Source organism: Sutcliffiella halmapala, assembly GCF_002019665.1.
Taxonomy (GTDB): Bacteria; Bacillota; Bacilli; order Bacillales; family Bacillaceae_I; genus Sutcliffiella_A; species Sutcliffiella_A halmapala.
In genome coordinates, this window is the sequence record NZ_KV917375.1 from 2,657,412 (window position 1) to 2,683,674 (window position 26,263).

Sequence of the window (26,263 nt, forward strand, 5' to 3'; positions counted from 1 at the left end):
TTTTTATTATAAATAACGCACACAAAGTCAGAAACATTTTAACACCTTAATATTAGCAATATCTAAAGAAAATCAGTATTCTCATTATCTACTCTTTACCTGACTTAATAAAACTACTTTTACTATCGTATGCTTTTCTCAATTTTTAGCGCACGAATTAATGCTAGGGATAAATAAAGTATTAATGTGTAAACGAGCATCATAGACATATTAATTATTGCTTCTAATTTTGTACTTATTGGAGGATTACCGCTATGTCTATTTGTATGTGAATCTGCCTCACTAAATCCTAACCAAATAAATAATAGAGAAATAATCACTAACAGGAAAGCAAATATCGCTTTCTTATGAAAAATCATTTTCATTAAGCTGACTTTATATACTGTTTTGAATGTTTGTAAACTTTGTTGTGGGATTTTTGTGCTCTTATCACTTTGAAAAGGAACTAAAAAGAATATAATGAGGCCAGTATATACTAACAGCAATACACTACTCTCTGAAAAAACCATAGAAACAACTCCCAACTACTAATTACTAAATCTTAACCATACGCTAAAACTCAAACTGAAAGTGAATTTTTGTTTCTGGTAATTTCTATAGCATTTGCATCTCTTATACCTGTTTTTCAAGAAACGTACAGTTCAAAAAATGTTTTAACGGTTTTATATCCTCAGTTCTCTGTCTTCTCAACTCTATGTTAAGCACTTTAACTGATTATTGGTTTTGTCTTTTTAGATAAGAAATCCTCTATAAAAATCCTATGTTCATTAAATAAATTTTCAGGTAATTCATTGAGACTAAAAAACTTATTTTCTAGCGATTCAAGGTTATGCTCCACTAGTTCTCCTTTAAATTGATTGCAAGTAAACAAGATTTGAACCATTGAAACTTGATCCCCATTTGCAAATGTTTTATCATACATGGGGCCAGAGTAAATACCGAATAATTCTAATTCCTCTAACTTAATTCCGGTTTCCTCCAAAACTTCTCTTCTAGCAGTATCTTGAACCGATTCTCCTAAGTCCATAAATCCTCCGGGAAGTCCCCAATGTCCATTATCAGTACGACGTTGTAATAATAATTGGCTTTCTTTATTTAGAACAAAAGCTCCTGCCACCACCATGATTACTTTTTCTTGACCTACCATAGCCCTTAAATAGTTTATGTAATCCATCATCTTCATCCTTTTCTATAAGACTATTCTCTACCATGACTTATCTCCAATCCATTCCTCGTTTGGATAAATCTCACGTTTTTTCTTATACCCGTCTTCAAATTCCACTTCTAATTCTACCTTATGAATATCGTTCCCTTCCATTCTCAGGTTCCAATAAGTATCCGAATCAGATCCTTTTATCAGTTCTTCATCTTTGACTATTCCATCCTCCCTCGTTACATACAACCTAGCTTCTTTGACCTTAAAAAAAGAAATTTGGACTTCGTTCTGTTCGAGCCATATTTCAAACGACGTAAGCTTTCCTCTTCCATTGTCACCATATTCTGACGAGTAAGAAACTGCTCGCTTATAGGTATGACTAGGTATCTCCATCACCTCGGTACCTCTTTGCATGTCCCCAGTGGAAGATAGTTGATATTCATATTCTCTTTCTGTGTCTATTACTAAAGAAGCCTGAAAACTGCTAGTTGTCACCTTTTTGGCTTCTACCTCCGTCCAGTCATTCTCATCAATTGGTTTATACGCGAAAATTATGGTTGCTCCACTTTCTAACTCTTTAATCACCCATTCAGCCGATAACATTACTTCATTAGATCCGGATAATTTTTGATTTGGAATAAATTCTACTTCACTTATCCATTCATTTTCTTCCTTCAATTCATTTAGCTCAACCATTACCTGATTTAAATCACTGTTCATTTGATGTAATAGATAGTAATACTCATTAGACTGTTCCCTTACTTTTAATAATAGGCTGATTGAGAACATGTTTAAGATGATACTTACCGCTAAAACAGATCCGATGATTTTGACGTTCTTTTCCATATACTCCTCCAATACCACTACTAATAGTAGAATACTATTTTCTTCTATCATACAAAAATATTCCAATTTTGTATGTCATACTGTAAAAAAGATTATATTTTAAAATAAATTCAAAAGAACTATCTTTTTGTTAAGTAATGTTAACTCAGAAATTATCCATGTTCCATTAGCCAGAAGGAACGTTTTGTCAGAAATATGCACTTTGAAACCATCTACATGTTTTAAACGTATATATAACTAGAAAATATTAGGAGGTATGAACAATTACTCATTTAAAGATATTTTTATCCTTTGTGTTATTCTCTATGGCTTTAACTGCTTGTAGTGAGAAAATTTCTGAACACCCTGTTGCTAAGAATATTGAGGGTATAGAGGATTTTCCATATGAGTTTAAAATGCCCACTTATTTTCCTTATCAGGTTGAAGAAGTGAGAGTATTTGATTATTTCCAGACAACCGAAGAACTACCCTTAAATTTAGCTGATGCCAAACCAGCAGATTTTACTTTAACAATTGGATTTGGTGATAGTTCCAAGGATAAATTTATCTTCGTAGAGATTAGACCATTTCTTGAACTTAAAGTATCAAACAATGTAAGTAGTAAACTAATTGAATTAGATAAAGGTAACATAGGGATATATTATAATGATGGAAGAAAACAAATCTTCTCCTGGAACGAAGAGATGTTAAATTATCAAATTATCGTATTTTCAACTTCAAAGGAAGATGAACCTTATCTTCAAGAAGATTTAATAAAGATGGCAAATTCTTTAGAACCTTATAAAAATAATAATTAGGAGTTGATACAGGATCTTTGAAGATACTTATCCATAATATGCGGGAGAAGAAACGGGACTTTATAAGCTGGATTTATTACAACTAAAATTGAATAGAACCAACTAAAGAGGACCTAATGACTAATTATAGGTCCTCTGATAATTGTAGCAAGCCAATAAATCACTATCCACTTAAAAGTCTTTCATCATTGACCTAGCATCCGTAATAATACTCTCCATTAACTCTCTTACCGTTTGCCTTTTAGCTAAGCTAGGACTTTGACCAGACCATAGTGACATATAATCTTGATTGTTTTGTGCTACTGCGGCTTTTCTTATAGGTTGTGTCAGTGTATTTTGTACTGGGAATTCTGGTACGATTTCTTCATGTTGCTGCATTTCTTGAATAAATTTCGTTTGAATTCCTCTTGCCCATTTACCAGAATAGGCGCGGGTTAGAACAATCTGGTCTTCCTTAGCCTGAAGAATTGCTTCTTTATGTACCTCATGTGCGCCACTTTCAATACAAGTTAGGAAAGCCGTGCCCATTTGAACTGCCTTTGCGCCTAAGCACATAGAAGCCAGTAGCCCTCTGCCATCCATAATGCCCCCAGCAGCTATAACAGGAATCTTTACATTGTCCACAACTTGGGGGATTAGAGACATTAATCCAACTAAACTTTCCCTAAACCCATCAATAAAGTTTCCTCGATGGCCACCAGCCTCACTTCCTTGTACCACCACGATATCCATACCACTTTTTTCTATTTCAACTGCTTCTCTAACAGTTGTTGCCGTTCCTATCAGAATAATATGATGGCGCTTTAACTCATCCATTATTTCCTTAGAAGGAATACCAAATGTAAAGGTACAAACTGGGACTTTTTCTTCGATGACTATTCTTATTTGTTCATTAAATGTATCTATAACATTACTAGAATTAGGAATATCCTGGCTATCTATTTGTTGAATGTTCAATTGCTCATAAATTGGCTGTAATAGCTCGACAGCTGATGTGATTTCATTCTTCGTTACAGAAAATTCGTTTGGAACAAACAGATTTATTCCGAACAAATTAGAAGTTAGTTGCGTTACTTCTCTAATTTGATCCCTCGTTTGACTAGGGGTCATATAACCAGCACCAATCATCCCTAACCCACCTGCACTGGAAACCTCTGCCACTAATTTCGAAGTCGTAACACCGCCCGCCATCGGAGCTTGGATGATCGGGACTTCTATTTTCAAAAACTCGTTAATTTCATTATTTAGCATAATTAGCACCTCGATTTATTTTGACATATCTTCATTTGAAAAAGGAATTCTTAACGGTTCTTCTAGCTTGAAAAATATCTGATTTCGCAATGACTGTAAATTTAGCTGCTCTGGTAATTCGTCTTTCTTTTCTATTCGAAAAGAAGCTAAAATCTCCTCATTCTCGTCAGGAGCATGGTCACTAGGATAAATCGTCATATTTGGGTCTTGCCCTACTGGTGTGAAAAAGTAAGAACTTTGAAAGTTAGGATTCCTCCTTTTTCCATGGATTAAAAACTCTAATCCAGCAGGTATCCAGTCAGTTGCTTCTACTTCTCTTACAGTCAACGAATCATATACATCGCCATCATACTCCAAGTCTATAGGGATATTCTCTCCTAAAGCGGTCGGTATAGAAAAACTGAAATCAACAGGTTCCATGTAAGTGAATCCTTCTACTTCCAGCCATAGCGCTTCCTCTCGATCTATTTTACCCTCCTTCAACTCATAGGTAACTGGATCTATTATGTAAGATAAGAAATCTATCCGGTCCATATTTGGATTTTGAACAAGTCCACTAAAATTTGTTGGAAGTAGCTTATCTCCATTTTCATTTACTACATGTATAATCGCTTGAGTTTGCTGATCAATATTTAAATTTGCAAACCTTCCTTCCTGTTTCCTGACTTGTTCTATAATTCTAGCTCGCTCCTGCTCCGATAAAGAAACGTGATAATTTACTCTGCTGCCTTCTGGAGTCCTTATCATATCCTTTATGTATAATTTAATCTTATTCTCATATTCATATTGTTTGTAAAGATCAAACCTTTCCATTTCTCCTTTTTTTGTAGATCCATTTAGTGGAATTAAGAGTTCCCAATTACCATAAGCTCCTGCAATTTCTTTCAGATTAACTATTAATTCTATGTCTTCTTCCACTTCTTCATATACTGGTGAAGTTAAAGCAATCTTTCCGGTCTTTTTATATTGTTCATCTATAGGATTTGATTTGGCTAAAATGAACTCTCTTTCATTTACACGTAGTTGAAAATTGTTATGACCCCTTACATCCAATATTGGAGTCGTACCCTCAAAACCTGCATCGATAAAGTTATCTACCCATTCACCTTCTACCTTGTAATCAAGAACTAAGTATACCTCCCCAACCTCCACCGACGTCACTTCAAATGTAATGCCTTGATCGGTTGCTGCGTACTCTCCTTCGCCCCAGACATTATAGAAGGCACCATACTTTAGATAATTAGAAGCTTTTTCGGACCATGTGGAAGCATTGGGAATAATGAAAACTCCTAGTGAAAAAATCACAACGATACTAGCAACAGTTATTAGCTGATATCGCCATGACCGCTTTTTCACTTCATATGGTTCGAGACTATCCATTACTCTTTCTGTGAAACCATCCTCCATCCAATACGACTTAAGCTGTTTAGTTAACTCTGCTTTGATGGATTTCATATGAAACAATCGTTCACGACATTCGGGACAAAACTCTAAATGTCCCTCTGCATGGTTTAGCTTGGATAATTGCGTGGATTCTACTTGATCAATTAAATCCTTTAATAATAAGCAAGAGTTTTCTGCGGTTTCATCCACTTCAGAGTAAAGTAACTCTCTACCTTCAAAAAGCATTTCTTCTAGCTTTATATCAGTAATATGGAGTGCTTTTGCTATTACTTCTTTTTTTATTTGAAATAAATCATGAGCGATGTAGACAAAACGTATCGTATACGACATTTCCCCGAATGAAGAACTCTCGTTTACTAATTCCTTACTTAGTGGATATACGTTCTTCAACCCTTGTTCCATTATCCAATCTGGAAATATTTCATGCTCCTTGTATGCAGGTAATTCTTTATATATTGCTGTAAAACATGCGACTAACTTGTTTTCTGCTTCTACTTCATCCGCGCCTACTCCACATAGGATTTTAAAGAGTGGATTGCAAATTAACTTGATAGCTTCGGCAAAGTACTTCTTTTCCCCTTGGACTATTTTTCTTACTTTCTCATAATCATTCATCTCTCTCCACCTCTATCTCCTTGTGTTAATCGTATAGTCTTGTATCTTTCTCATTCAAAAATAACTCTCTTGACTATTTCTTTAAAAACCATAAAATTCCTGCAAAAAGGGAGAGTTTCCTTTATTAGAGAAACTCTCCCTTTTTAAAATGATTTCTATGAAAATATTAATTCTACCTATCTTTATCTAACTAATTACAAAACTTTCTTCAAAGACTTCGACACGATTTCGGCCGCTTGATTTTGATTTGTAAAGGGCTCTATCTGCATCTTCCATTAACTGCTCCATATCATTTTCATTTTCAACATTACCAGAAGCAATCCCAATACTGACCGTAACGTGGTTTTCGACTAGTGAAAATTCATGAGAAATCTTTAAATCGATAATGGACCTTCGGAGATCTTCTGCAAGCCGTACTACTTCTGCTTTCTCTAAATCAAAGACCGCTACAATAAATTCCTCTCCTCCAAAACGCGCAGCAATACTTGCAGAAGAGGCAATATTATATCGCATTCTTTGTGCAACCTTCCTGATTACTTTATCTCCTTCAAGATGTCCGTAGTTATCATTGAATAATTTAAAGCAGTCAATATCTAGCATCATCAACGTTAATTTTCGTTTTTCAGTGGAATTCGATAAAACTGAAGCTATATATTGGTGAAAGCCTCTCCGATTAGGAATATTCGTTAATTCATCAATGATTGTCATTTTCTTAAGCTGTTCATTAACCTTTGCCAATTCCAGATTGATTTTTTCGTTTTCTGCTATTTTCAATGCGAGACTATCATTAGATTCCGTTAAGAGCATTTTATTATAGAAATTCGAAGAAACACTTATGTATAACATTCGTGAAGCCAACCAACAAAAAAATAAAAATACAGAAAGATTGATATAATGACCCATTAAAATAGCACTTGAAGACTGAAAAATTGGCAATCCGATTACAAGTACACTAATTGGTAGGATGTACAACATTAGTATGGTCCGATTCGAGGTGTGAAAAAGGATAGATACACACATGAAATTAACGACAAACGCCATAACGTGTCCATAGTCCTTCTGATCAACTAAGGTTACTACTGCTCCCCAAACTAAAAAGAAATTCACAAAGCTCAACAAGCCAAAGCGGAACCTCTTATACTGTTCTTCTGTATATGTAAGCCTTTTTTCGAAGCTCCGCATATAGAAGAGCATGAATATACTCATGATTAACAAAATGAAATATAACAATAAATAGATATTAAAAACAAATATAGTGTTCATTGATGTATACATGGAAGATAAATTCATCATAATAAGAATTACTTCAAACAAGATTACAATACTCGCGAAAAGCTTACAGCGCTGTATGTTAACATTAAATAGATGCTTTTCGAGCAAGCCTTGTTTTTCAAGAGAAGCTTGTGGCATAGCAAACGCATACTTAATCTTCATTTTTGGCAGCCTCATCGTTCATTTATAATTTTCTTAATTATAAATCAAATAGGACAAAAGTAACATATTTTTTTACTTACACAAATTTGCAGCTCGTATAGCACTTATAAAAGTAAAATCGCAACACCACCTATGTTGAAATTATTGCTTAAAAATGAAAATAAACAAGTTTAAAATGATTCATAAGAAATTGGAGTTAGTCTAAAGAGGCTGGGACATAAATTAAATTCCCAGCTTCATTTACGAACAATTTAACCTTAATATAAAGGATCCGTTAAACACCGCTGTTGATTTCCGCACTAGGCTTCGCTTTCCGCGGGGCGCTTGTGGAGCCTCCTCGGCTTTGCCTGTGGGGTCTCCACAAAACGCTATCTCCCGCAGGAGTCTTCGCCTTGTGCTCCAATCAACAGCTAGGTTATCTAAAAATCAGACTTAAACAGAATAAAACTAAAAAAATACGAACTAATGCAAAACTCTACTTAGATTTTCGCATATCAGTTCGTATTTTTCTTTATCAAATATTCTTTTGTCCCAGCCTCTTTCTTTTCGTTATCTGCATACTTAAAAAGACTTCTTATAGCTGGGAATTCTTTATTTAAAACCTTTGATAAACAGTACTACAATAAGCAATATTATCCCAAATACAATTAAGAATGGGCCAAGACCTGAGCTAAACACGATGAATATCCTGATGTATCGGAAAGCACTCACCACGATATATAGGAGTAAGATGATACCTAAAAAAGCAATGAGTGGCATATATTTATTTCTATTCAAAGTAACCAACCCCTTAAGGATGCTTTTTCTTGTATGAAAGACCTTCACCTACTAGGTATTGGAAACTAAATCTAGTCCCTTTATTACACACTATGTTATACCTGACTTGTATTATTCAGAGAGAGCTATTAAATTTCTATTAAAAACACCTCAAACTATTCACAAGTTCGAGGTGTTGTCTTTTCATAATATGATTATGGCAAACTAAGTGTTTTGTTAATTTTAAAGTTAAAGTTGTTTACTTTTTTCCATGACTGCAAAATAATTATTCTCACTATCAGCAAAGTTAAAAACTCTACCGGAAGGCATATTTACAATTTCTCCGACTGTGACATTTTTACTTGATAGATCGTTAAATAATTTTTCTAGATTTTCAGAGAAAAACATTAACGATGGTGTGCCGAGATTTAGTCCAGAATCCATTTTCGCAATTAATTCCTTGTTATGAAGGATAATGCTTGTTTCAGCATCTTTTGTTGGGGCTATTTCAATCCATCTCATTCCTTGGCCGTTATTTTCATCAGAAATTACACTAAACCCTAGTTTTTCTGTCCAAAAATTCACTGCTTCATCTTGGTTATTTACGTACAACATAATTTGACCAATTTTATTAATCATTAAATTCCCTCCTACTAGTTTGAATGTTCTTAATTAATTTCTATTATCACTGCGGATAATTCTATATTTCATCACTTTCATGCAAATATAGAAAGAACTTATAAAAGATATGTATTATTTGAGCAACTTCTGAACAACTTTCATTTTCCACATTCCAAATCCTATTAATGCGCCGGATATATTAAGTAAGAAGTCATCTACATCAAAACTTCCTCTTCTTGTCACTAATTGTAGTACTTCAACACTAAGTATAACTATTGAAATAGAAATAATAAAAACTTTGATATTGTCCATTTTTCTTATTAAGAATGGTAGATAAATACCCATTGGAAAAAACAAAATTAAATTGCCAAGTAGATTTTTTATTGGTATGTCTATATTCATACTCCCATCAATAATTGCCATAACGTATATACTTATAGTCTTAAAGGGTACAAAATTTGATGAGCGTTGAATATATTCTAATAGTGGCATATGTACCCAATATCCCCTTGAACTCAAGAATAGAAAAATAGTTAAAACAAATAAATAAATTAAAAAACTTACTCCTAAAGATATCTTTAAAACTTTGTGCATCTAATCCCCCAACGTTCGTCTTGTGCATTTTTTTTGAAAAGCAAGTACATAACTATTAATTTTTAGGCTTCTTGGTTTTGCTTTACTACTAGCTGTTCTGTATGCATTGGTAAATTATTTATAGCAGTTCTTAAGAATTCTGGATACAATGCTACATTTCTCAGTTCCTCGATTGGCGTCCACTTGAAAACCAATCTCTTTCCCTCAACCCCATAAAAAGGATTTTCGGTAAAAACAAGTGGATCTTCATCTGATGAAATAATGAAATAAAAACCTATCTCATGAAAATCCTTTCCATCATACTCAAAGAAGTTTTCTACAATCCAAACTAATCTTTCGACATTTATATCAATTTCCAGCTCTTCACGAATTTCCCTTTTTAAACTTACTTGTGATTCTTCCTGAATTTCTACTCTCCCGCCGGGAAGTGACCAATGATCATCATCAACAACCTTATGTAAAAGAACATGTCCTTTTTCTATCCAAATTCCAGCTACTCGATAATTAAAAATTGCTTTATCTGTTTTAAATACTACATCCATATAGTTCATCCCCTAAAATTCAACTTATAAAAGAAGTATTTCTCTATGAATTAACAAATATTTTGTTCTAGTATGACTATGATGTGTTTTAATGCAACACCAAGAATTTCACTATTAGACTGTTTTATACCAAAGTGGTTTATCAAAATTAAAGTAATCATGATCTTGTAAAATCAAATCTATTCTTTCCAAGGCATCATCAAATGAATGTTCATCATACTTTCTTGTCCATACAATAGTTGAAAAAAGGTTCATGGCAGCATACAGAGCATATAATCTCCAAAATGTATGATCAGGTTGATTGTTTGGAAAATAACTTTTAATCTGGCCAATACAATAAGGAACACTAACCCTCCTACTAAACAAAGATAGGTTATAAAAATCGTGATAAGGGTCCCCAAAGTCATATCCGTTCAAATCAATGAATCCATTGTAAGCATTATTATGAAGTATTATATGCCCAAGATGAAAGTCATCATGAAGTAAAGTAGATGGTCTATGCTTTAGCTGGGACAGATTACCTTCAATAAAACGAATGATTTCATCCTCGTTTTTAAGCTTAAAACTACCCTTTCTATACTCACTTAAATAATAGCTAAACTTCTTCTTTTGAGTAACTTCCCAATTAAAATCTTGAGGGGCATTTACTGCGTGAATTTTTCTTAATTGTTGTCCAGCAACTATTCCTATTTCATATTGGGTTTCATCAGGAAGTACAGAAATCACCTCATTAGCAGGGATTCCATCTATGTAGCTCAGCACCATAACAGATAAAGACGCTTTCTCTAAAAATATGTGTTCTATTGCTTTATTCGTTTGAACACCTTGTTTTTCTAAATCTTGCAGTAATAAAAATTCTAGTTTTCTCTTATCTTTAAACCTCTTGTCAGATAGACGTAGTAAATACCTATTCAATCTAACATTCACTATATATTTGTTATCTGCGGAGTAACCTTCATCAATTTTCTCAACAGATGAATATCCCTTGAGGCTAGGTATATTTTCTAAGATGTCTATGACCTTAACATTCAAATTCTATCATCCCCCATCAATTAATCAGAAGATACAAAATACTACATAAATAAATGTCTGTCAATTATAAGAAAAAAGGAGCTATGTAAGTCAATTATTCCGACTTTATGTCAGCACCTTTTTACTAGTTATCTATTACATTATTAAGCCGCTAATTTTAAATCAAAGGATAAATTCAAGTAAACCTCCAGAATAATAACTCATCCGTTTCTTTATACATTTCTGCGCTAGCTTTTTTCAGTACTTTATGGGATGGAATATTATTCCTATCAGTATCTGCGATAACATATCTAACATTACTTTGACTTAACAACCAATTTTTCAGATTTAAAATAGCTTCCGTCATATAGCCATTGCCTTGATGTTCAGGTAGTGTATAGTATCCAATTACTACTTCTCCATCACTATTTGGAATACCTTTTACCATTACTCCACCAACAATACAGTTTGCATTTTGTAATATGATTATCCAATTGGTATACCAAATAAAGTTTTCCTCATCTTCTAGCAATCTTGAAAGTCTTATTTTCATCGCTTGTTTAATTTCTGTACTCAGAGATGTAGCTGATTCCTTTAATGATAATCTACGCTCCAATTCTTTTTGATTATCAATTAGTAATTTCAGATTTTCGGCATTTAATGGGATTAAACGTAATCTTTCCGTAATCATTTCTTTCATTATTTTAGCTCCTATCTAAAATTGTAAGTCGATTAAGTATTTTAAATAGGTTTATATGCGTATTGGCAGCTACTCCGATTCTCTAATTCCTTATAAAGGATGTCTATCATTTTATCACAACAACATACTGTCTTTCCCTAAACATAAAACGTTCACTTAAATCTTCATGTAGACGCTTTTCATTTAACTTAAATGTACCTAAATGATTAGTATAATGATTTGTTCTAAAATTTATGATGATATCTAAAGAATCATCTTTTTGTTTAAACTTATCTTCCGCAAAACATGTGTATAATTCGATTTTTTCATTTTCTAATAGAAACTGATCTATATAATAGAATAAGTTTTCATAACTCTTTCTGTCATTAGAACAATACAGATAATATACAAATGGATTTATAAATCTACTTTTTATCTCATCATTATCCTCTAATTCTGAGACTCCAATACTCGAAAAAAATTCTTCCTTGTTTTCATAAACTATCACATTCTGTTCGTTTAAATCAGATTGCTGCTTATATTATTCACCTTAGTTTTTTTGAATTCCAAACCTTTTATTTTAATGCCTGATATATCTGATATTGGAACTAAGTTAGTTTTTTCAGGGAAAACTCCTGTTAAAATATCACGATTGGCGGCTATATAATGGAAAACGGTCAAAAAGCTTCCTCCTTAAATGCTAGCAGAAATCCATTTTTGCACATATTTGTTTCTGAGATCTCTATAAATAGGAACTAAGTTCTTTATCAAAAATCACGATTTCAAGGTCCGATGTTTCTGTTACTTCTCCCCGTACTACACTCCCAGCCAATAGTGCGCCTTAACAAGTTAGAAAATGTTTATTAGTAAACTCCTGTGCTACTTAAATCCTCAAATCACCTATTTTATTTAAAATTAAACTACATCTGTCTTTTACTCTAGTACTTCTGAATATTTCATCAATACACCAAAAAAGACTAGAAGCTAAAATGCAAAGCATAAAAATGAAATTCACTAAAAAAGTCTTTAAATCAGAAAATGAAATACTTTCCTCCCACCCTAAGTATATAGGTATTAAATAAAACATCGTGGCGAAGAATAAGTGAATGAATAATGCCAAAATTGCTCTAATAACCCCTTTTAATCTTTTTGTAGTAAAATCGGACAATATAGAAACAGGTACTCCGTAAAGTAAGAGGATAGGAAGTAAGTACATCCCAATAAAAATAATAAACGCTGTCCTTTCTATGAAAAAGAAAATTAGCATAACTAAGCCACAGGTCAATATTGAAGTTACTAGTTTTCTAAATATCATTTTTTACCTCCTTCTGTACTAATCCAATTGGCAGGTTCCTGCCCTTCCTGGATGAGATAGAAACACAATCCGAGCCAATACTTAGTTGAACGTTGTTGCAATCATTCTATGAAATGAGTAGTTGAGTTGCTTTCTGTTCTTAGTTGTATTTTACCGGGCATAAAGGGGAAAAATTCCAATAACATTCTCGCTTAACTTCACTTTGTTTTTTCTAGCGCCATATATCCTTCATTTTTAGTAATTAATATATCATTTGCGTTAGCGAACTTTATTAACTCTTCCAATACATCATCAGGAGAAAAATTCACCACGCGCATATTAAAGCCTTTTTTGATTTGTATAATAGCACCTTTCTTAAACCATCCAACACGTTTAAACTTCATTTCGATAATCTGATTAGGAGATACCTTCTTTTGGTAGATAGATATTGTCAAAAGTAATATTTGATAGGTAATAAAACCGTCTTCTATCTTAAGCTTAAATTGGATTAGATAAGCTAAAAGAATTAGCAGTATAAATAAAATTCGAACGAAAATACCATTGGAAAAGTTATTTATTATTATAGGTAATAATGTTATCCCTAAGTAAAATCCTAGAACTCCTCTTTGAGTTCTTGCTACATAAAGCAATTTTCTTCCTCCTTAAAAACTTACACATTAACTGGTGCTTTCATTAACAAATAGTTGTGGGTCAACATACTTTTCAAAGTTGTTTTCTATTGTTTTTTCCCATTTCATTTTCTCCATACATCATCTAGCTTATTAGAATAAAAGTGGATAGCTTTCTCGTAATCTAATATGTTTTTATCAGTAGTTGTTTCGATTAGGCTTTTTAATAGTGTTTCCATTGCACTGCTATGTTCCTTTAAATTGTACAGAGTCATCGAGTAGAAAACGCGGAGTGCTCTGTTAGTTGGGAATAATTCTATTCCAGCAAGGAACACTTTTTGGGATTTTTCATATTCTCCTAGTGTTCGATATGTACTGCCCAGCCCTAAATAAGCCCCTTCTAACTCCTTACCAGTCAGTCCTAAATCAATGGCCTTCTCATAATAAGGAACTGCCTCTAACTCCTCACCTAGCAGATCAAAGCTCCAAGCGCATTGGTAGTTAATCATTGCGTCTTCTGGATATTCCATTACTAATCTTAAAAATAAGTTATTTGACTCCTGATGCTTCCCTTCTTTTCTTAGCTTGATGGCTCTTTCTATTTCTGTTTGCACATTTTCTCCCCCCAATTAAAATTCGATGATCTAATTGCTACTTATTCCAATAATTCTTCATTACATCATTTGTCCATGTTGGTTGTACAATCGATCCCTGTGGCAAGAACTCCTTCATTACAGGTTTGATATCGATAATAGGTGTTTCATCGATACAATCGAGTCCCAATACATACAAGTCCCTACCCTCTCTTCTAAGTAGTCTAACAGTGCTTAAACCTAACTGATTAGGTCGATTTTTCCCACGTTGTGCAAATATCCCAACTATCGGGAGATTTTTATTATTTCTTGGATGCCTTGCTTCCGTTACTATTTTTTCTTTTTTAACTCGATGAAAATAAAAAATGACTTCTAAATGGGAAAAGGATTCAATTCCAGCTAATGAATCCTCCGAAATATCTTGTACTAAAACAATTTTTGTTTCCACCTTACCCCAATTGTCATCAGTCATTTCTTTTCTTTCATTATAGGCGTGTGCTATTGGTTTAATAGAAAACATTATCATTCGCTCCTCCAAAATTTTAAGATGTTTTCTTTAAGTATAACTTGGAGAACTTGATAACAAAATTCACTTTTCGTTTATTGAAATGATAAGAAATTCTTATCTTTGTACCAATATAAATTTATTTAAATTCAGCAATATTATTCGAATACCACATAGTTATTTTGTTCGGCCATTTATTACTGTCGTATTCTATTGGTGAAAATCCTCCTAATTCTATAAGAGCATGATCTCCACGTACATTCACAATGTAATAATCTTCAAATGGAGTAGGATTAATGTGAAGAACCTCTATATTTTGCTTAGTATAAAAATCCCTTATTTCAGCTTCTGCTAATATAGGCACTTCCTTAACTTCCCCTTTCCCCTCATCTGGTAAATGGTTGCTACTAGATGCCTCTGTAGCTGGATCTTCGGTTAACGGATTTATTTTGTTATGTATTCCTGTTAGTAAGCGGAGGATCTCTGCAAAGCCAATCAAAAGTATCCCGTATATAGAGAGTGTAAAAAACTGACTAGCTGCTAACCATAGACTTGTTGTGTTTTCAAGTGTAATAAGTGCTGTGATAAAACCAAGCCCCATAACAACGAAGCCGATTACTTGAATCAATTTTCCTATTGAACTATTCATTTTAACTATCCCCTTTTCTTTTATGTCCTTTAATTCGACATTTTCCCATTATATTCCTCTATAAGGTCTGCAAAGTTCGACTTATTTCAGCCATTTTAGGTTTACATTTTAAAAATCCAAAAAAAAGAACCCGATCTCTTAAAAATCAGATGATCAGGTTCACTAATTAAATTCTTTAATTGCTCGTTAGCTTACTACCTTAATTCTAGAATTCTCTTTACTAATTTCCTTAGAACGACGTGCAGCACCTTTGATGGCGGCAGAAATCGCCTTACCTCCGCCATTTTTTCTTAATGCTTCAAGGCCAGCAGCTGTGGTCCCGTTAGGTGAGGTTACTTTTCTGCGTAAGCTTTCTGGTTCTTCATGGTTATTAAGTAGCATTTTCGCAGCTCCTAGGATGGTTTGCGCCACAACATCTCGAGTAACCTCTTCATCTAGTCCTGCTTCATTCGCTGTTTTTTCCATGTGTTCCATTAGGTAATAAAAATAAGCTGGGCCGCTTCCGGCAACACCAGTAAATACATCCATTTGCTCTTCATTAATCGTGTAGACTGTCCCAATTGTGTTTAAAATTTCTTTTGCATCCACTACATGATTCCCATTAACAGAAGCTCCTATAGAGATCGCTGTTGCTGATTCTCCAATCATACTCGAAGTGTTTGGCATAACTCGAATAACCGGTTGATTAAGATGCAAGCCGGCTTCTATATAATCTGTAGAAATTCCAGCTAAGACAGATAGTATTAACTGTGTTGGATTTATTTTATTTTTTAAAAAAGTAAGGGCTTGGTCGATATCTTTCGGTTTCATTGCAAGTACAATAATGTCTAACTCTTCAATATTTAAGTTTTCTTTTGGGACACCGACAACACCGTATTTATTTACAAGTTCATTCAATCGAATTATATTAGAGCGATTGCTCACCATTACATTTTCAACTGGTACGATTTTACTTGCCACAATTCCTGAAACCATTGCCTCTGCCATCGATCCTGCACCAATAAAACCAATCTTTTTTTCACCTAACATTGTATCTCTCCTATCTAATCCGTCCATTTATATAACGCATTTATAGTAACACGCAGAAAAAAAGTATCAAGGGGGTTTTCCCCATTACTTTGTATAAGGACCAGATAGTGAGTGTAAACGCTACCATTGGTAAGATACTACTCTTATTTACAGTAGAGCCTTAATAATCCTGAATAACAGTTAAATATGAGTGAATATAAGAAGTGCTGATTTACAAAAACATACTCCTTCTTTCCTGTAAAATCTACATTCATCGAAATCGATTAGATGGATTATAAAATAAATTTCCCAATATTGTTAAATTATTATGTTAAACTATGTAAAACCTATTTTAGAAGAACAAGTATCAGGAGGATGTTCAATGGACTTAAAAAAATTTGAAGAGTCGATAATAAAACTATTTAAAAAAGAGTTTTTAGATGCATTTGAGGATGAGCATGGCTTTACAAATAAAACTAATAACTCCATTTCAAGAGTAGGCTATTCTACTAATCTTTCTCTGGAAACTATTGATATTGCCATAAAAAATAAAATAGACTTAATGATTACTCACCATGATGCTTGGGATTTTATTTATGGCCTAAGAGATGATTGTATAAAGAAACTAAAAGAACATTCTATTAGCCATTTTTGGATACACAGTCCATTAGATTTTATTGAATTCGGAACCTGCACTTCCTTAATGAAAGTTCTCGAAATCGATACGATTAAACAATATTCACGCTTCACGAATGGTGAGACACCTGGAATCGGTGAGTTCAATGAAACTGTAGATTTCCCTATACTGGTAGATAGAATGCGCACGAAATTAAATGAGCCTGTAAGAGCATGGAAAAATAATAATAAAGGAGTAAAAAAAGTTGGAGTATTAACTGGTGCCGGACATTCAACCAATCATATTAAATTTGCATTGGAAGCAGGCTGTGATACATATATAACGGGTGAAGCAACATTGTATACGATACAATATGCCCAGTTTGTTGGAATCAATCTTTTAGTGGGAAGTCATACTTTTACAGAAATTTACGGGGTGGAGAGTTTAGCTAAAAGAATACAAGAATTCAATAATGATATAGAAATTATGGAGCTTCGAGAGGAACACGTTGAAATTAAATCACTGAGTTTTAAATGTAAGGGAAACTACACATAGTAGTTCCCTTACCTTCTCCATACACAATGATCTTTGTATCAATCTTCAACTACTTCAATCAGTTCGGTATAGATGTTTACAAAATATGACGCTAAGAACTCTTCTAGTTTTCCGTTAAGATTTGCATAATCGTTATTTGCTTTTTCGATAATAGATAAAAATTCATTTTCATCTACCTGATCATTTTCTAAAGCCATAAATATTTCCCACATTTTCAGACCATACTTTTTTACAATATTAGCATATTCATGAGCACCAATTTTCTCAAGTATGCTTATTAGTTCTTTTAAATAAGTGGTAATTCCGATGTCTTCGATATATTCGGATTGCCAATTGAGTAAGCTCTCATGCCCCCCACTTTCTAGCTCGGAATAGTATTGATAAACCGTACTCGCTTCCTGAAAAACTGTATTTTCTTTATTCTCACTTACTAACACGTCAATTACTGCATTCCAAATGTCGTCAGGATTCATTAGTGTGCTTCTGTACATTTTAGGCTTCAACGCTTTTCCTCCAGTTAATTAATAATAGCCATTATAGAAAAATTTCACACTCTATTAAAATCTCACTCCACCCTTTGCAATTCTTTTAATGTTTTACGAAGTTCTTGTGTCATTACTTTACACTGTGCGATTTCCTCAGGAGATAATTTTATATCTCCATATCTAACTTTTGCATATAACTGCATAAATTCTTGATTCAGGAAGGTCTCTTTTTTTAACCAGTCTTCTAAGGTTTCATAGGAGAGTCTACCTCTTTTTTTCTTAGCCATAAGCTTTTCTAAATCAAACATCAATCTTCTTACCTGGTCTTCAGGTGGTTTTTGATTTTCCCTTGAAAATCCGAACTTTTCACTTTTTCTAGTCATCTTGGAGGCGAAAGAAACTTCGTTTGTCTCTATTTCTTCATCCTTTTTTACCTTTGTCCTTTTTAGTAGCATGTAAAGAATGACGACAAACACGAGAATCAGAATTGACGCTAAGAATGGGTTACTATTTCCCTGTTCCAATATAGCTTCTGGTATCCCTTCCTCTTCCCCTTCGAAAATGACTGTGTTATCTCCCACAGTTTGATTTGCTTTCGGTTTCCAATCATGTAAGCCTAATAAATACATGATTGGTGTTGCTATTAAACCTGTTATAAAAGCTATCGCACTTCCAAAAAACGAAAAGGCTCCTGCAATTACCCATTTTCCTACTGTCGAAAAGAACAAAGCCGTCGCAACGATAGCAGCAAACACTCCAGTGGTTGTAATCAGGACTCGTTTCTGGATCGGACGGTTACCACTTAATGCAAAAAATGTTTCGCCACTATACAGTACAAGAACAAACACAAGCTGCAAAGCAAATAAGCCTAATAAGACGTTGCTAAAAGGATAATCTACTGCTACTCCACCAACATAGATAACTGACATCCAAAAGAAGGAATGCATTAATATAGCAAACGTAGAAATAGGTCTTTCCTCAATAAAATACATAAACCCCCTAAAGCTAAGAAACAATCCGATTAACAAGGAAACTACGAGGTTGTATGAAAAGAGATAAGGTACAATAGCTATTACAGGTGCAACTAGCATAATAGACACATAGGTGGTAGATAGTCTTGAAGCTAAGTAAATAAAGGTGGCAATAGTACTCGCATAAGCTAACAACACTCCTGGGATAGATGGGAGAATTCCACCATCCATGTAGATAAGCACAAGAAAAAAGTAAATGATATTTAATTCCATCAATATAGAGAGACTATTTTTCCAGCGATTAGCCATGAAGCACCTCCTGCTGTGTGGAATAACTCCATTGTCTCAATATAGAATGTTGTTCCTCCATAAACAGCCTATACGCATTGGTTGAGGAAGGCAGCTTCCAATCACTCACTCTATCTCTATCGGCACAAATAATGACATAAGGTGCCGTTAAGGCATGCTGATACGTAATACGCTCAAAGGTCTTCATTCCAATTGCTACATTATTTGTTTGAAGTCTGGCTAAAAAGGTTAAGGCAACTTGCAAATGCTTTTTCCCTTCACCATATGGCAATTCAAAGTAAGATGGCTTTCCAACTTTTTTAATATTTATTAAAAGAGAAAAAGGAATACTATAAGTGGTTGCATGATGTAATAGAAACGTAATCGCTTTTATTTTTTCTTCCAGTTCCCCAGAACGAATATCTAGGACAATCAACCATGAAAATTGAGAAGTTCGTTCAAACATCTTAGTTTGTAGCTTCGCCATACGTGCAGTAGCTTTCCAATGTACTTTATTAAATGGATCACCATTCTGATAATTTCTCGTGCCTACAATCGTGGACATATCTTCAAAAAGGGAGGTTTTTGTCGGGTAACTACCTTGACTTCGTGGAATAATCCTTTCTAATCCTGAAACAAGTCTTTGGTCGGAATATACAATCGCCTCAAATTTTGTCACATCATTTTTTTGTAAATAAACTTTACCAAAGTCCATAAAATGACTGATTTCGATATCCACTCGGTGAATTTTTGCTACTCCTCGTTGTACAACTATAAATGGCACATCTATTAATAGTTCACTTTTTCCAAACAAGGAAAACGGTATCTTCAAAACATTTAATCTGCTCTGTTCTTCCCCAATTGGAAACTTAATATTTTTATCTACCGCTAAATGTATGTTTCCAAAGAAAATTGGCAAACGAGAATGCTGCTCTATTTTTATCGTGAATTTCCCCTCATCTCTAGGAAACAGCTTCATTTGACCTTCCACAATAGTGAATTTTAGCTTCTTCCCCACATATGCCAGATAAAAATAGCTGGCAAGAAAATAGAACATGTATAAGCTTGCGATAAAAAAGAAAATCGTGTTGCCGCTTAAAAATCCAGCAAAGAGTAGCATGAAGGTAGCCGCTCTTAAGTATTTATGATAACTTAAATTATCTATTTGCTGATTCCAGTTATTCATTCCTATAATGTCGCCTCCACCGGTACCGTTACACGAGAAAGCACATCATCGATAATTTGCTTATTGGTCTTCTTTAAAGACCCTTCCATTGTCAATACAATGCGATGGCTAAGGACATATGGTGCCATTTTCTTTACATCCTCTGGAAGCACAAACTCTTTTCCATTAATAAATGCGTTTCCTTGAGCAGCTCTCATTAGCGCTAATGTTCCACGAGGGCTTACACCAAGCTCGATTTCCTCATGGTTTCGCGTAGTATGTACAATGTCCAATATATAATCTTGCACGATAGAAGAAACCTTTATATTCTTCACTTCATTTTGAAACTCTAGAATCTCTTCTTTCGTAAACAGGGAAGAAAGTTGCTGAATTGGATCTTCTACTCGGTAACTATTCATTATCTGCTTCTCTTCTTCTAACGTAGGATAGCCCATATCGACTTGAATGAAGAACCGATCCATTTGTGCTTCCGGCAACGGAAATGTTCCTTGTTGAGACTCAATAGGATTTTGCGTGGCTACTACCATAAATGGACCAGGAATCGGTAATGTAACCCCATCTATCGTCACTTGTCGTTCTTCCATTACCTCTAGCAAGCTCGACTGTGTTCTGGGTGTAGCGCGATTTATTTCATCAGCTAGTAAAACATTCGTCATGATTGGACCTGGTCGCAGCTCAAAATTCTGCTCCTTTGGATTGAAAAACTGAATGCCGGTTACATCACTCGGCAATACGTCTGGCGTAAATTGAATCCGCTTAAAGTCTGCATCCAACGTCTTAGCAAAGCTCTTTGCTAATAAGGTTTTCCCAGTGCCAGGTACACTTTCAAGTAATACATGTCCTTTATTAATTAACGCATTAAACATAAGCTCCACTACATCGTTTTTCCCGATTACTACATTGGCCATTTCACTTTTTAGTTGTTTTACCATTTTCATTGTTTAACCACCCTTTTATCTATCTATTTATAATTATTTTATCATTAATAATATTGCAAAAATAGAAATAAATTGTAAAAAAAGAAGGAACCGTTATTTTCAGCAGATTCCTTCTTCTATTTTGTTGATAGAAACATAGCAATCAAAATTTACTTTACCTTATTATTAGGTAGATTAAGGTAGTAAATAATGTTAGGCCAGATGAATTCGGGGAAGTGTTAGATAAAATTCAGGATGTGTCAGATATTTTTGATCATTTTTATAAAAAATCACAAAAAAAGACGTTACTCCAAGTTCATTCCCATGTGAACTTGAAGAAACGTCTCATCATCCCCAACCCTTACTAATCCTTAAACATCGTCAAATCTTTGGTACGGTAACTTTCTGGAGTCACGATCGAAATCAATTGATTTTGACTCATCTTATTCTTAATGCGATCGGCAATTCTTTCTCCGTAACGTTTCGTTAAATCACCTGGGTGAATGTTGGAGGTGAAAACGATACTTTTCCCTTGGCGTTGATTCAAAATTGAATAAATGGTTTGGTCCACCCATTCACTAATGCGCTCTACTCCAAGATCATCTAAAATAAGCACGTCTACCTCTGCTATCGCCTTCATAAATTTGCTCTCGGAATACCCCGAATCATTTTCCCATGAAGCGACAATCGTCTCCATCAGCTTGGGAACATCAAAAAACATAGCAGTAATGTTATTTTGTTTAAAGTATTTGTATAGCCCTACAGCTAAATGAGTTTTTCCTCTTCCGGTACGACCGTAGAAATATAGATTTTCTTTACCGGTGAACTGGTCAAAGAAATCCATCGCGTTGGCTAATGCTTCCCCTTGACTGCTGTAATCTACTTTGAAGTTTTCTAATGTTGCCTTTTCAAGCTCTTTGGGTACGATACAGAACTGCTCAAAATATTTATGTCTTCTCAGTTTTTCTGCTTCCATGGTTTCTTGGGCTAAACGACAATCACATTCGTTTTCATATTCTTGCCATTTACCTTTATTTTCGCCACCAATGATTTGCATACGGACTCTTTTGACTTCTCTGTTACACTTTGGGCATACTCTAGTAGACAAGATTTCTGTTTTGCCCATATTGCCTATTACAGCTCCTATTTTTTTCAATGGACACACCTCCGATAAAACTGTTGTTTCTATATTAATTTAATTAGTATCATTGTTTTACTAGTGCAATTATAATAGTTTCGGGTATAATAATACAAGAATGTTAACGAGTTCGGAGGGAAAGAACATGTTAACCGGATGGTTTTTATGGTTAATTTTATTTTGGGTTGTAACAATGGTTGGATTGCTTGCCATTGGTGGATTTTTTATGTTTCGAAAATTTTTAAAGCGACTGCCAAAAGCAGATGGAATGTCTGAATTAGATTGGCAAGATTATTATTTGAAAGAAACACGTCACCTTTGGCCTGAAGATTTAAAAATGTTATTGGAGGAGCTAGTGTCGCCTGTACCAGAACTATTTCGAGATATCGCTAGACAAAAGATTGCTGGTAAAATCGGGGAACTTGCATTTAAAGAAAAAGCACCTAAAATCACAAAAGAACATGTGATAAGAGGTTATATACTAGCAACCCCCAAGCGTGATCACAAATTCCTTATCAAAACATTAGAAAACCTAAACATTGATCAAACCCCATATCAACATTTATTTTAATAAAAACCACGGTTTTAAACCGTGGTTTTTATTGTGGATGGAAGTCCTCCACTCTCTAGCTTCTTATACTTTAGATACATTGCAATTCTCCACGGAACAATCATACCAAATGCGAGTAACCAGAACATTCCTGTTAGTTCACCAATATCAATTGTCGTGCTTAATACTAGCTTCAACACAATTCGAATAGCCAATAATCCCAATAAAATAAAGACAAATGCCTTTGAACGTTTTAAGTAGATGTCCGAATCTTTCACTTCAAATTTAGATGTTTTTATTAAGAAAATCGAAAAAATCGCTCCCACAGTTAGTGCTTCAATAATTTGAATGGAAGAAACACGAAATTCTGGAAACAGGAACATAAGAGCTCCGGTACTCATAAAAATTGGTGGCAAAATTATTTTTTTTACGGATGAAGGTTTTTTTGCAGCCTTCATTCTTATAAAAATGACAAGAAGCGCCATACATACTGCCAAAATCGTCGATAGAACTGTTTGCACAAGAAATCATCCTCTATTTTCACAACTTATTTCCTTTTACTATTATACCGAAAAAACGAAATAATAAAAGTGAATATATTATTTAAAAAGCCATAAATAAATGAATAAACTACCATTTATAAAGAGCTACAAATGGTAGTTTATCATTCTTTTATCCTAATACTCTTTTTACGGCTTCTATTACTCTACTTTCATCGAACGGTTTCACAATGAAATCCTTCGCTCCAGCTTCGATTGCTTCCACAATTAATCGCTGTTGGCCCATAGCAGAGCACATGATTATCTTTGCTTTAGGAAATTCCCTGAGGATTTCGTTAACCGCATCAATTCCGTTCATTTCTGGCATGGTAATATCCATTGTCACGAGATCAGGCTGATAGTCACGATAGAGAGAGACTGCTTCTTTCCCGTTCTCCGCTTCCCCGACAACAGTGTGGTTGGCTTTTGTTAGAATGTTCCTAATTGTTAGTCTCATAAATTTTGCATCATCCACCACTAAAACATTAGCCACACAGAAATCCTCCTTTTGTCCTACAAAAAAGTTTTTATTTTCCTTTATTCCCAATTTTACTTTACCCTTTTTATGTAGAGGAAGCAACTAAAACAGTGGCTAAATCATTAAAAACCTTGGAATCCACCTGTTAGTAGGGAAAACCATGCAATAATTTTTGTCATCCAGTCAAAGAACAAGAGAATCCCCATTACGATCATGGCGTACCCTCCAATTTTCATAATGAGAGCGTGGTTTCGTTTAATCCAAGATAGCTTATCAATAAAGAAGGATAATACGAAAAATGGAATTCCAAATCCCAGTACATAGGCAGTCATATACACGACACCTGAAGTAGGGTTGCTCGCTGCCAATGCCATTACTGAAAATAATATAGGGCCTGTACAAGGTGTCCACCCAGCTGCAAAAGCCATTCCGATTAAGACAGTCCCAAGATAGCCTGCAGGTTTATTTTTAAAGGAAAATTTCTTGTCCTGCATAAGGAACTTTGGTTGAAAGACACCTAGAATAACAAAACCAAAAAACAAGATTAAAATAGCTCCAACTTGACGTATTAATTCTTGATATTTACTAAAAAACTCTCCAATAAATGAAGTACCAAAACCTAAAGCAATAAAAATTATCGAAAAACCAATTAAGAAAAACAATGTATGTAAGATACTTTTTCTTCTCATCATTCCTTTTTCTTCTTTCAACTCTCCTACTGAAACTCCAGTTATGTATGATAAAAAAGCTGGATAAATAGGAAGCGTACAAGGTGAAATAAAGGATAAAATACCTGCACCAAACGCTAACAATAAAGTTAAATCTGCATCCACACTATCACTTCTCCTACACAGTAATATCTATAATAGTACCAGAAATAAGAGGAAATCAAACCATCTCTTCTTAACATTCTATGACGAAACCATGACAATCTTACCTACTACTATTTCAATTTCTTGACAATCATTATAGTACCATTAACTTGAAAATATTCTTTGAATTCCCTACCAGATTCTTGTATAATGTTATTAGGAATTGGAAGAAGAAAGGAAACTCAACATTGGCTACTAAACAGGAAATCTTACAACTAATAGAGAAAAAGCGAACTGAGTTAATAGATATTGTTGCAAAATATGGAATGTCTTCTTCTAAGACGTTACAAATCAGTCAAGAATTAGATACATTATTAAATAAGTATAACCATTTAATTGTACCGAAATAATATAAATTAAGTTACATATGGATACAGAAAGAACCATTGCCTTGAACAATGGTTCTTTTTCCTTCTCACTAACTTTTTTTGATTCTCTTCATAAAAGAAGTTAATGACAGGTTAGCTAGCACTATTTTTTCACCTGTTACCTGAAAACCGTGTTTTTGATAGAACTTTTTAGCTGGTACATTTTTAGATCCGGTCGATACAATAATCGTATCTATACTATTTTGGTTATTTTCCATCGTTTTCAGCAACGTTTCGGCAATTCCCTTTTTAAAGTGCTCTGGATGCACCATTAATCGATGTATATCCACTATTTCTTTTTCTACTTTATAGGAAATGGCTCCGCATATCTCACCATTAAGGTAATATCCGAGAAACGTCTCACCACATTCTTGTAATGATTGCACGGTATCTTTAAGTGGAGGAATCTCATAAAAATCAATAATTTGTGCTTCCACCAAATAGGAAGCTGTCTGAAGCTTAAGTATTTTTTTCGCTATTGCAGAATTTGTAATATCCAATTGTTTAATCAACATTCACACCTTCATTTTCCCAGTTTACTATCCAATAATCTCTATTTTGTTTTTTTCTTTTATGTACCTTATTAATTTTCTAATTAAAACTAAACTACTCACACATAGCACAATAAATGAAACTATACTTATTATTACAGGGCGAGGTTCAATCATGTACGAGTATACGAATTTATCGATTTCATATATTTGCCTAGGATCATTTATATCTACAGGAGTGAAAATGGTGTACTCTTCCCAGTTTCTATCATAAGGAAGATAACTTCCCGTCCACGAAGCAAAGAAGAAATAATAATTAAATACAAATAGACTTAATAAAAATACTACAAGCCATTTCAAAAAAACATCCCCTTTACTAGCTGATTCTTCCATCTACTAACTAAAACGAACTAAACAATTAGAAG

33 protein-coding genes and 1 pseudogene are annotated in these 26,263 nt (G+C 34.0%); 4 read left to right on the plus strand and 30 right to left on the minus strand.

Going from position 1 to position 26,263, the window contains the following annotated elements; genetic code table 11:
- Positions 1-122: 122 nt before the first annotated feature.
- From BK580_RS13110 to BK580_RS13120, 3 genes are all read right to left on the minus strand, one after another.
- Positions 123-509, minus strand: a complete 387-nt coding sequence (locus BK580_RS13110) for a hypothetical protein (RefSeq protein ID WP_078380773.1) — start codon at positions 507-509, stop codon at positions 123-125.
- A 197-nt stretch (positions 510-706) separates the two neighbouring features.
- A complete protein-coding gene (locus tag BK580_RS13115; protein WP_078380774.1) occupies positions 707-1,174 on the minus strand; it encodes an NUDIX hydrolase in 468 nt (155 codons plus the stop codon).
- Between the two features lie 30 nt (positions 1,175-1,204).
- Positions 1,205-2,053 carry a hypothetical protein gene (locus BK580_RS13120; protein WP_078380775.1) on the minus strand — a complete coding sequence of 283 codons (849 nt, stop codon included), beginning with the start codon at positions 2,051-2,053 and terminating at the stop codon, positions 1,205-1,207.
- Between the two features lie 254 nt (positions 2,054-2,307).
- On the opposite strand from BK580_RS13120, the gene BK580_RS13125 reads away from it, so the two are divergent.
- The gene (locus tag BK580_RS13125; protein WP_078380776.1) at positions 2,308-2,799 is read left to right on the plus strand and encodes a hypothetical protein; all 492 of its coding nucleotides are present in this window, start codon (positions 2,308-2,310) and stop codon (positions 2,797-2,799) included.
- Between the two features lie 171 nt (positions 2,800-2,970).
- Here the strand turns inward: BK580_RS13125 and BK580_RS13130 are convergent, their stop codons facing one another.
- From BK580_RS13130 to proC, 17 genes and pseudogenes are all read right to left on the minus strand, one after another.
- Positions 2,971-4,050 carry an NAD(P)H-dependent flavin oxidoreductase gene (locus BK580_RS13130; protein WP_078380777.1) on the minus strand — a complete coding sequence of 360 codons (1,080 nt, stop codon included), beginning with the start codon at positions 4,048-4,050 and terminating at the stop codon, positions 2,971-2,973.
- Between the two features lie 15 nt (positions 4,051-4,065).
- Positions 4,066-6,069 carry a DUF4179 domain-containing protein gene (locus tag BK580_RS13135; RefSeq protein ID WP_078380778.1) on the minus strand — a complete coding sequence of 668 codons (2,004 nt, stop codon included), beginning with the start codon at positions 6,067-6,069 and terminating at the stop codon, positions 4,066-4,068.
- Between the two features lie 186 nt (positions 6,070-6,255).
- Positions 6,256-7,503, minus strand: a complete 1,248-nt coding sequence (locus BK580_RS13140; protein WP_169864988.1) for a GGDEF domain-containing protein — start codon at positions 7,501-7,503, stop codon at positions 6,256-6,258.
- Between the two features lie 591 nt (positions 7,504-8,094).
- The gene (locus tag BK580_RS23355) at positions 8,095-8,280 is read right to left on the minus strand and encodes a hypothetical protein (protein ID WP_139364895.1); all 186 of its coding nucleotides are present in this window, start codon (positions 8,278-8,280) and stop codon (positions 8,095-8,097) included.
- A gap of 228 nt (positions 8,281-8,508) precedes the next feature.
- Positions 8,509-8,898: a VOC family protein gene (locus tag BK580_RS13145; protein WP_078380780.1), complete on the minus strand. Its 390-nt coding sequence runs from the start codon at positions 8,896-8,898 to the stop codon at positions 8,509-8,511.
- A gap of 114 nt (positions 8,899-9,012) precedes the next feature.
- Positions 9,013-9,474 (minus strand): VanZ family protein, encoded by a 462-nt coding sequence (locus BK580_RS13150; RefSeq protein WP_078380781.1) that lies wholly within the window; start codon positions 9,472-9,474, stop codon positions 9,013-9,015.
- 62 nt (positions 9,475-9,536) lie between these two features.
- A complete protein-coding gene (locus BK580_RS13155) occupies positions 9,537-10,016 on the minus strand; it encodes an NUDIX hydrolase (RefSeq protein WP_078380782.1) in 480 nt (159 codons plus the stop codon).
- A 114-nt stretch (positions 10,017-10,130) separates the two neighbouring features.
- Positions 10,131-11,048 carry an aminoglycoside phosphotransferase family protein gene (locus BK580_RS13160; RefSeq protein WP_078380783.1) on the minus strand — a complete coding sequence of 306 codons (918 nt, stop codon included), beginning with the start codon at positions 11,046-11,048 and terminating at the stop codon, positions 10,131-10,133.
- Positions 11,049-11,223: 175 nt separating this feature from the next.
- On the minus strand, positions 11,224-11,727 hold the full coding sequence (locus tag BK580_RS13165; protein WP_078380784.1) for a GNAT family N-acetyltransferase: 504 nt from the start codon (positions 11,725-11,727) through the stop codon (positions 11,224-11,226).
- A 498-nt stretch (positions 11,728-12,225) separates the two neighbouring features.
- The gene (locus tag BK580_RS23635) at positions 12,226-12,387 is read right to left on the minus strand and encodes a hypothetical protein (RefSeq protein WP_169864991.1); all 162 of its coding nucleotides are present in this window, start codon (positions 12,385-12,387) and stop codon (positions 12,226-12,228) included.
- A gap of 70 nt (positions 12,388-12,457) precedes the next feature.
- A pseudogene (locus BK580_RS23360) lies at positions 12,458-12,565 on the minus strand (nucleotidyltransferase domain-containing protein); the annotation flags it as partial.
- Between the two features lie 24 nt (positions 12,566-12,589).
- Complete coding sequence (locus BK580_RS13175) at positions 12,590-13,021, minus strand: hypothetical protein (protein WP_078380786.1); 432 nt, start codon at positions 13,019-13,021, stop codon at positions 12,590-12,592.
- Between the two features lie 197 nt (positions 13,022-13,218).
- The gene (locus tag BK580_RS13180; RefSeq protein WP_078380787.1) at positions 13,219-13,650 is read right to left on the minus strand and encodes a hypothetical protein; all 432 of its coding nucleotides are present in this window, start codon (positions 13,648-13,650) and stop codon (positions 13,219-13,221) included.
- A 104-nt stretch (positions 13,651-13,754) separates the two neighbouring features.
- Entirely contained in the window at positions 13,755-14,243 is a 489-nt protein-coding gene (locus BK580_RS13185; RefSeq protein ID WP_078380788.1) for a tetratricopeptide repeat protein, read from the minus strand.
- A gap of 37 nt (positions 14,244-14,280) precedes the next feature.
- Positions 14,281-14,748, minus strand: a complete 468-nt coding sequence (locus tag BK580_RS13190) for an SAM-dependent methyltransferase (protein WP_078380789.1) — start codon at positions 14,746-14,748, stop codon at positions 14,281-14,283.
- 118 nt (positions 14,749-14,866) lie between these two features.
- Entirely contained in the window at positions 14,867-15,376 is a 510-nt protein-coding gene (locus BK580_RS13195) for a hypothetical protein (protein ID WP_078380790.1), read from the minus strand.
- Between the two features lie 186 nt (positions 15,377-15,562).
- Positions 15,563-16,405, minus strand: coding sequence for a pyrroline-5-carboxylate reductase (gene proC / locus BK580_RS13200; RefSeq protein ID WP_078380791.1), 843 nt, complete (start codon positions 16,403-16,405; stop codon positions 15,563-15,565).
- 361 nt (positions 16,406-16,766) lie between these two features.
- Here proC and BK580_RS13205 point away from each other — a divergent pair, with 361 nt between their 5' ends.
- Positions 16,767-17,555, plus strand: coding sequence for a Nif3-like dinuclear metal center hexameric protein (locus BK580_RS13205; protein ID WP_078380792.1), 789 nt, complete (start codon positions 16,767-16,769; stop codon positions 17,553-17,555).
- A 38-nt stretch (positions 17,556-17,593) separates the two neighbouring features.
- Here BK580_RS13205 and BK580_RS13210 read toward each other — a convergent pair whose 3' ends face one another.
- The 5 genes from BK580_RS13210 to BK580_RS13230 form a co-directional block, all read right to left on the minus strand.
- Positions 17,594-18,058, minus strand: a complete 465-nt coding sequence (locus BK580_RS13210) for a DMP19 family protein (RefSeq protein WP_235864047.1) — start codon at positions 18,056-18,058, stop codon at positions 17,594-17,596.
- 62 nt (positions 18,059-18,120) lie between these two features.
- Entirely contained in the window at positions 18,121-19,320 is a 1,200-nt protein-coding gene (locus BK580_RS13215; protein ID WP_078380793.1) for a hypothetical protein, read from the minus strand.
- Entirely contained in the window at positions 19,313-20,485 is a 1,173-nt protein-coding gene (locus BK580_RS13220; RefSeq protein ID WP_078380794.1) for a DUF58 domain-containing protein, read from the minus strand. The genes BK580_RS13215 and BK580_RS13220 overlap by 8 nt, the downstream gene beginning before the upstream one ends.
- 2 nt (positions 20,486-20,487) lie before the next feature.
- Positions 20,488-21,423 (minus strand): AAA family ATPase, encoded by a 936-nt coding sequence (locus tag BK580_RS13225; RefSeq protein ID WP_078380795.1) that lies wholly within the window; start codon positions 21,421-21,423, stop codon positions 20,488-20,490.
- 343 nt (positions 21,424-21,766) lie between these two features.
- The gene (locus tag BK580_RS13230; protein ID WP_078380796.1) at positions 21,767-22,558 is read right to left on the minus strand and encodes an ATP-binding protein; all 792 of its coding nucleotides are present in this window, start codon (positions 22,556-22,558) and stop codon (positions 21,767-21,769) included.
- A gap of 127 nt (positions 22,559-22,685) precedes the next feature.
- On the opposite strand from BK580_RS13230, the gene BK580_RS13235 reads away from it, so the two are divergent.
- Entirely contained in the window at positions 22,686-23,111 is a 426-nt protein-coding gene (locus tag BK580_RS13235; protein WP_078380797.1) for a DUF2621 domain-containing protein, read from the plus strand.
- A gap of 14 nt (positions 23,112-23,125) precedes the next feature.
- On the opposite strand, the gene BK580_RS13240 is transcribed toward BK580_RS13235, so the two are convergent.
- From BK580_RS13240 to BK580_RS13250, 3 genes are all read right to left on the minus strand, one after another.
- On the minus strand, positions 23,126-23,611 hold the full coding sequence (locus BK580_RS13240) for a CcdC family protein (RefSeq protein WP_078380798.1): 486 nt from the start codon (positions 23,609-23,611) through the stop codon (positions 23,126-23,128).
- 151 nt (positions 23,612-23,762) lie between these two features.
- On the minus strand, positions 23,763-24,122 hold the full coding sequence (locus tag BK580_RS13245) for a response regulator (protein ID WP_078380799.1): 360 nt from the start codon (positions 24,120-24,122) through the stop codon (positions 23,763-23,765).
- Between the two features lie 107 nt (positions 24,123-24,229).
- Entirely contained in the window at positions 24,230-24,940 is a 711-nt protein-coding gene (locus BK580_RS13250; RefSeq protein ID WP_078380800.1) for a cytochrome c biogenesis CcdA family protein, read from the minus strand.
- Positions 24,941-25,167: 227 nt separating this feature from the next.
- Here BK580_RS13250 and BK580_RS13255 point away from each other — a divergent pair, with 227 nt between their 5' ends.
- A complete protein-coding gene (locus BK580_RS13255) occupies positions 25,168-25,329 on the plus strand; it encodes an aspartyl-phosphate phosphatase Spo0E family protein (protein ID WP_078380801.1) in 162 nt (53 codons plus the stop codon).
- A gap of 68 nt (positions 25,330-25,397) precedes the next feature.
- Here the strand turns inward: BK580_RS13255 and BK580_RS13260 are convergent, their stop codons facing one another.
- Both BK580_RS13260 and BK580_RS24160 read right to left on the minus strand, forming a co-directional pair.
- Complete coding sequence (locus BK580_RS13260; protein ID WP_328589048.1) at positions 25,398-25,862, minus strand: GNAT family N-acetyltransferase; 465 nt, start codon at positions 25,860-25,862, stop codon at positions 25,398-25,400.
- A 24-nt stretch (positions 25,863-25,886) separates the two neighbouring features.
- Positions 25,887-26,231, minus strand: a complete 345-nt coding sequence (locus tag BK580_RS24160; protein WP_078380802.1) for a DUF4306 domain-containing protein — start codon at positions 26,229-26,231, stop codon at positions 25,887-25,889.
- Positions 26,232-26,263: the final 32 nt, after the last annotated feature.

What these genes read in the sequence shown, in the direction of transcription:
- BK580_RS24160 (WP_078380802.1), bottom strand. Translation starts at nt 26,231, where the DNA reads ATGGAAGAATCAGCTAGTAAAGGGGATGTTTTTTTGAAATGGCTTGTA.
- BK580_RS13130 (WP_078380777.1), bottom strand. Translation starts at nt 4,050, where the DNA reads ATGCTAAATAATGAAATTAACGAGTTTTTGAAAATAGAAGTCCCGATC.
- BK580_RS13260 (WP_328589048.1), bottom strand. Translation starts at nt 25,862, where the DNA reads ATGTTGATTAAACAATTGGATATTACAAATTCTGCAATAGCGAAAAAA.
- BK580_RS13215 (WP_078380793.1), bottom strand. Translation starts at nt 19,320, where the DNA reads ATGGCTAATCGCTGGAAAAATAGTCTCTCTATATTGATGGAATTAAAT.
- BK580_RS13145 (WP_078380780.1), bottom strand. Translation starts at nt 8,898, where the DNA reads ATGATTAATAAAATTGGTCAAATTATGTTGTACGTAAATAACCAAGAT.
- BK580_RS13205 (WP_078380792.1), top strand. Translation starts at nt 16,767, where the DNA reads ATGGACTTAAAAAAATTTGAAGAGTCGATAATAAAACTATTTAAAAAA.
- BK580_RS13120 (WP_078380775.1), bottom strand. Translation starts at nt 2,053, where the DNA reads ATGATAGAAGAAAATAGTATTCTACTATTAGTAGTGGTATTGGAGGAG.
- BK580_RS13190 (WP_078380789.1), bottom strand. Translation starts at nt 14,748, where the DNA reads ATGATAATGTTTTCTATTAAACCAATAGCACACGCCTATAATGAAAGA.
- BK580_RS13125 (WP_078380776.1), top strand. Translation starts at nt 2,308, where the DNA reads ATGGCTTTAACTGCTTGTAGTGAGAAAATTTCTGAACACCCTGTTGCT.
- BK580_RS13175 (WP_078380786.1), bottom strand. Translation starts at nt 13,021, where the DNA reads ATGATATTTAGAAAACTAGTAACTTCAATATTGACCTGTGGCTTAGTT.
- BK580_RS13220 (WP_078380794.1), bottom strand. Translation starts at nt 20,485, where the DNA reads ATGAATAACTGGAATCAGCAAATAGATAATTTAAGTTATCATAAATAC.
- BK580_RS13115 (WP_078380774.1), bottom strand. Translation starts at nt 1,174, where the DNA reads ATGGATTACATAAACTATTTAAGGGCTATGGTAGGTCAAGAAAAAGTA.
- BK580_RS13150 (WP_078380781.1), bottom strand. Translation starts at nt 9,474, where the DNA reads ATGCACAAAGTTTTAAAGATATCTTTAGGAGTAAGTTTTTTAATTTAT.
- BK580_RS13155 (WP_078380782.1), bottom strand. Translation starts at nt 10,016, where the DNA reads ATGGATGTAGTATTTAAAACAGATAAAGCAATTTTTAATTATCGAGTA.
- BK580_RS13195 (WP_078380790.1), bottom strand. Translation starts at nt 15,376, where the DNA reads ATGAATAGTTCAATAGGAAAATTGATTCAAGTAATCGGCTTCGTTGTT.
- proC (WP_078380791.1), bottom strand. Translation starts at nt 16,405, where the DNA reads ATGTTAGGTGAAAAAAAGATTGGTTTTATTGGTGCAGGATCGATGGCA.
- BK580_RS13135 (WP_078380778.1), bottom strand. Translation starts at nt 6,069, where the DNA reads ATGAATGATTATGAGAAAGTAAGAAAAATAGTCCAAGGGGAAAAGAAG.
- BK580_RS13165 (WP_078380784.1), bottom strand. Translation starts at nt 11,727, where the DNA reads ATGAAAGAAATGATTACGGAAAGATTACGTTTAATCCCATTAAATGCC.
- BK580_RS13140 (WP_169864988.1), bottom strand. Translation starts at nt 7,503, where the DNA reads ATGAAGATTAAGTATGCGTTTGCTATGCCACAAGCTTCTCTTGAAAAA.
- BK580_RS13110 (WP_078380773.1), bottom strand. Translation starts at nt 509, where the DNA reads ATGGTTTTTTCAGAGAGTAGTGTATTGCTGTTAGTATATACTGGCCTC.
- BK580_RS13225 (WP_078380795.1), bottom strand. Translation starts at nt 21,423, where the DNA reads ATGAAAATGGTAAAACAACTAAAAAGTGAAATGGCCAATGTAGTAATC.
- BK580_RS13235 (WP_078380797.1), top strand. Translation starts at nt 22,686, where the DNA reads ATGTTAACCGGATGGTTTTTATGGTTAATTTTATTTTGGGTTGTAACA.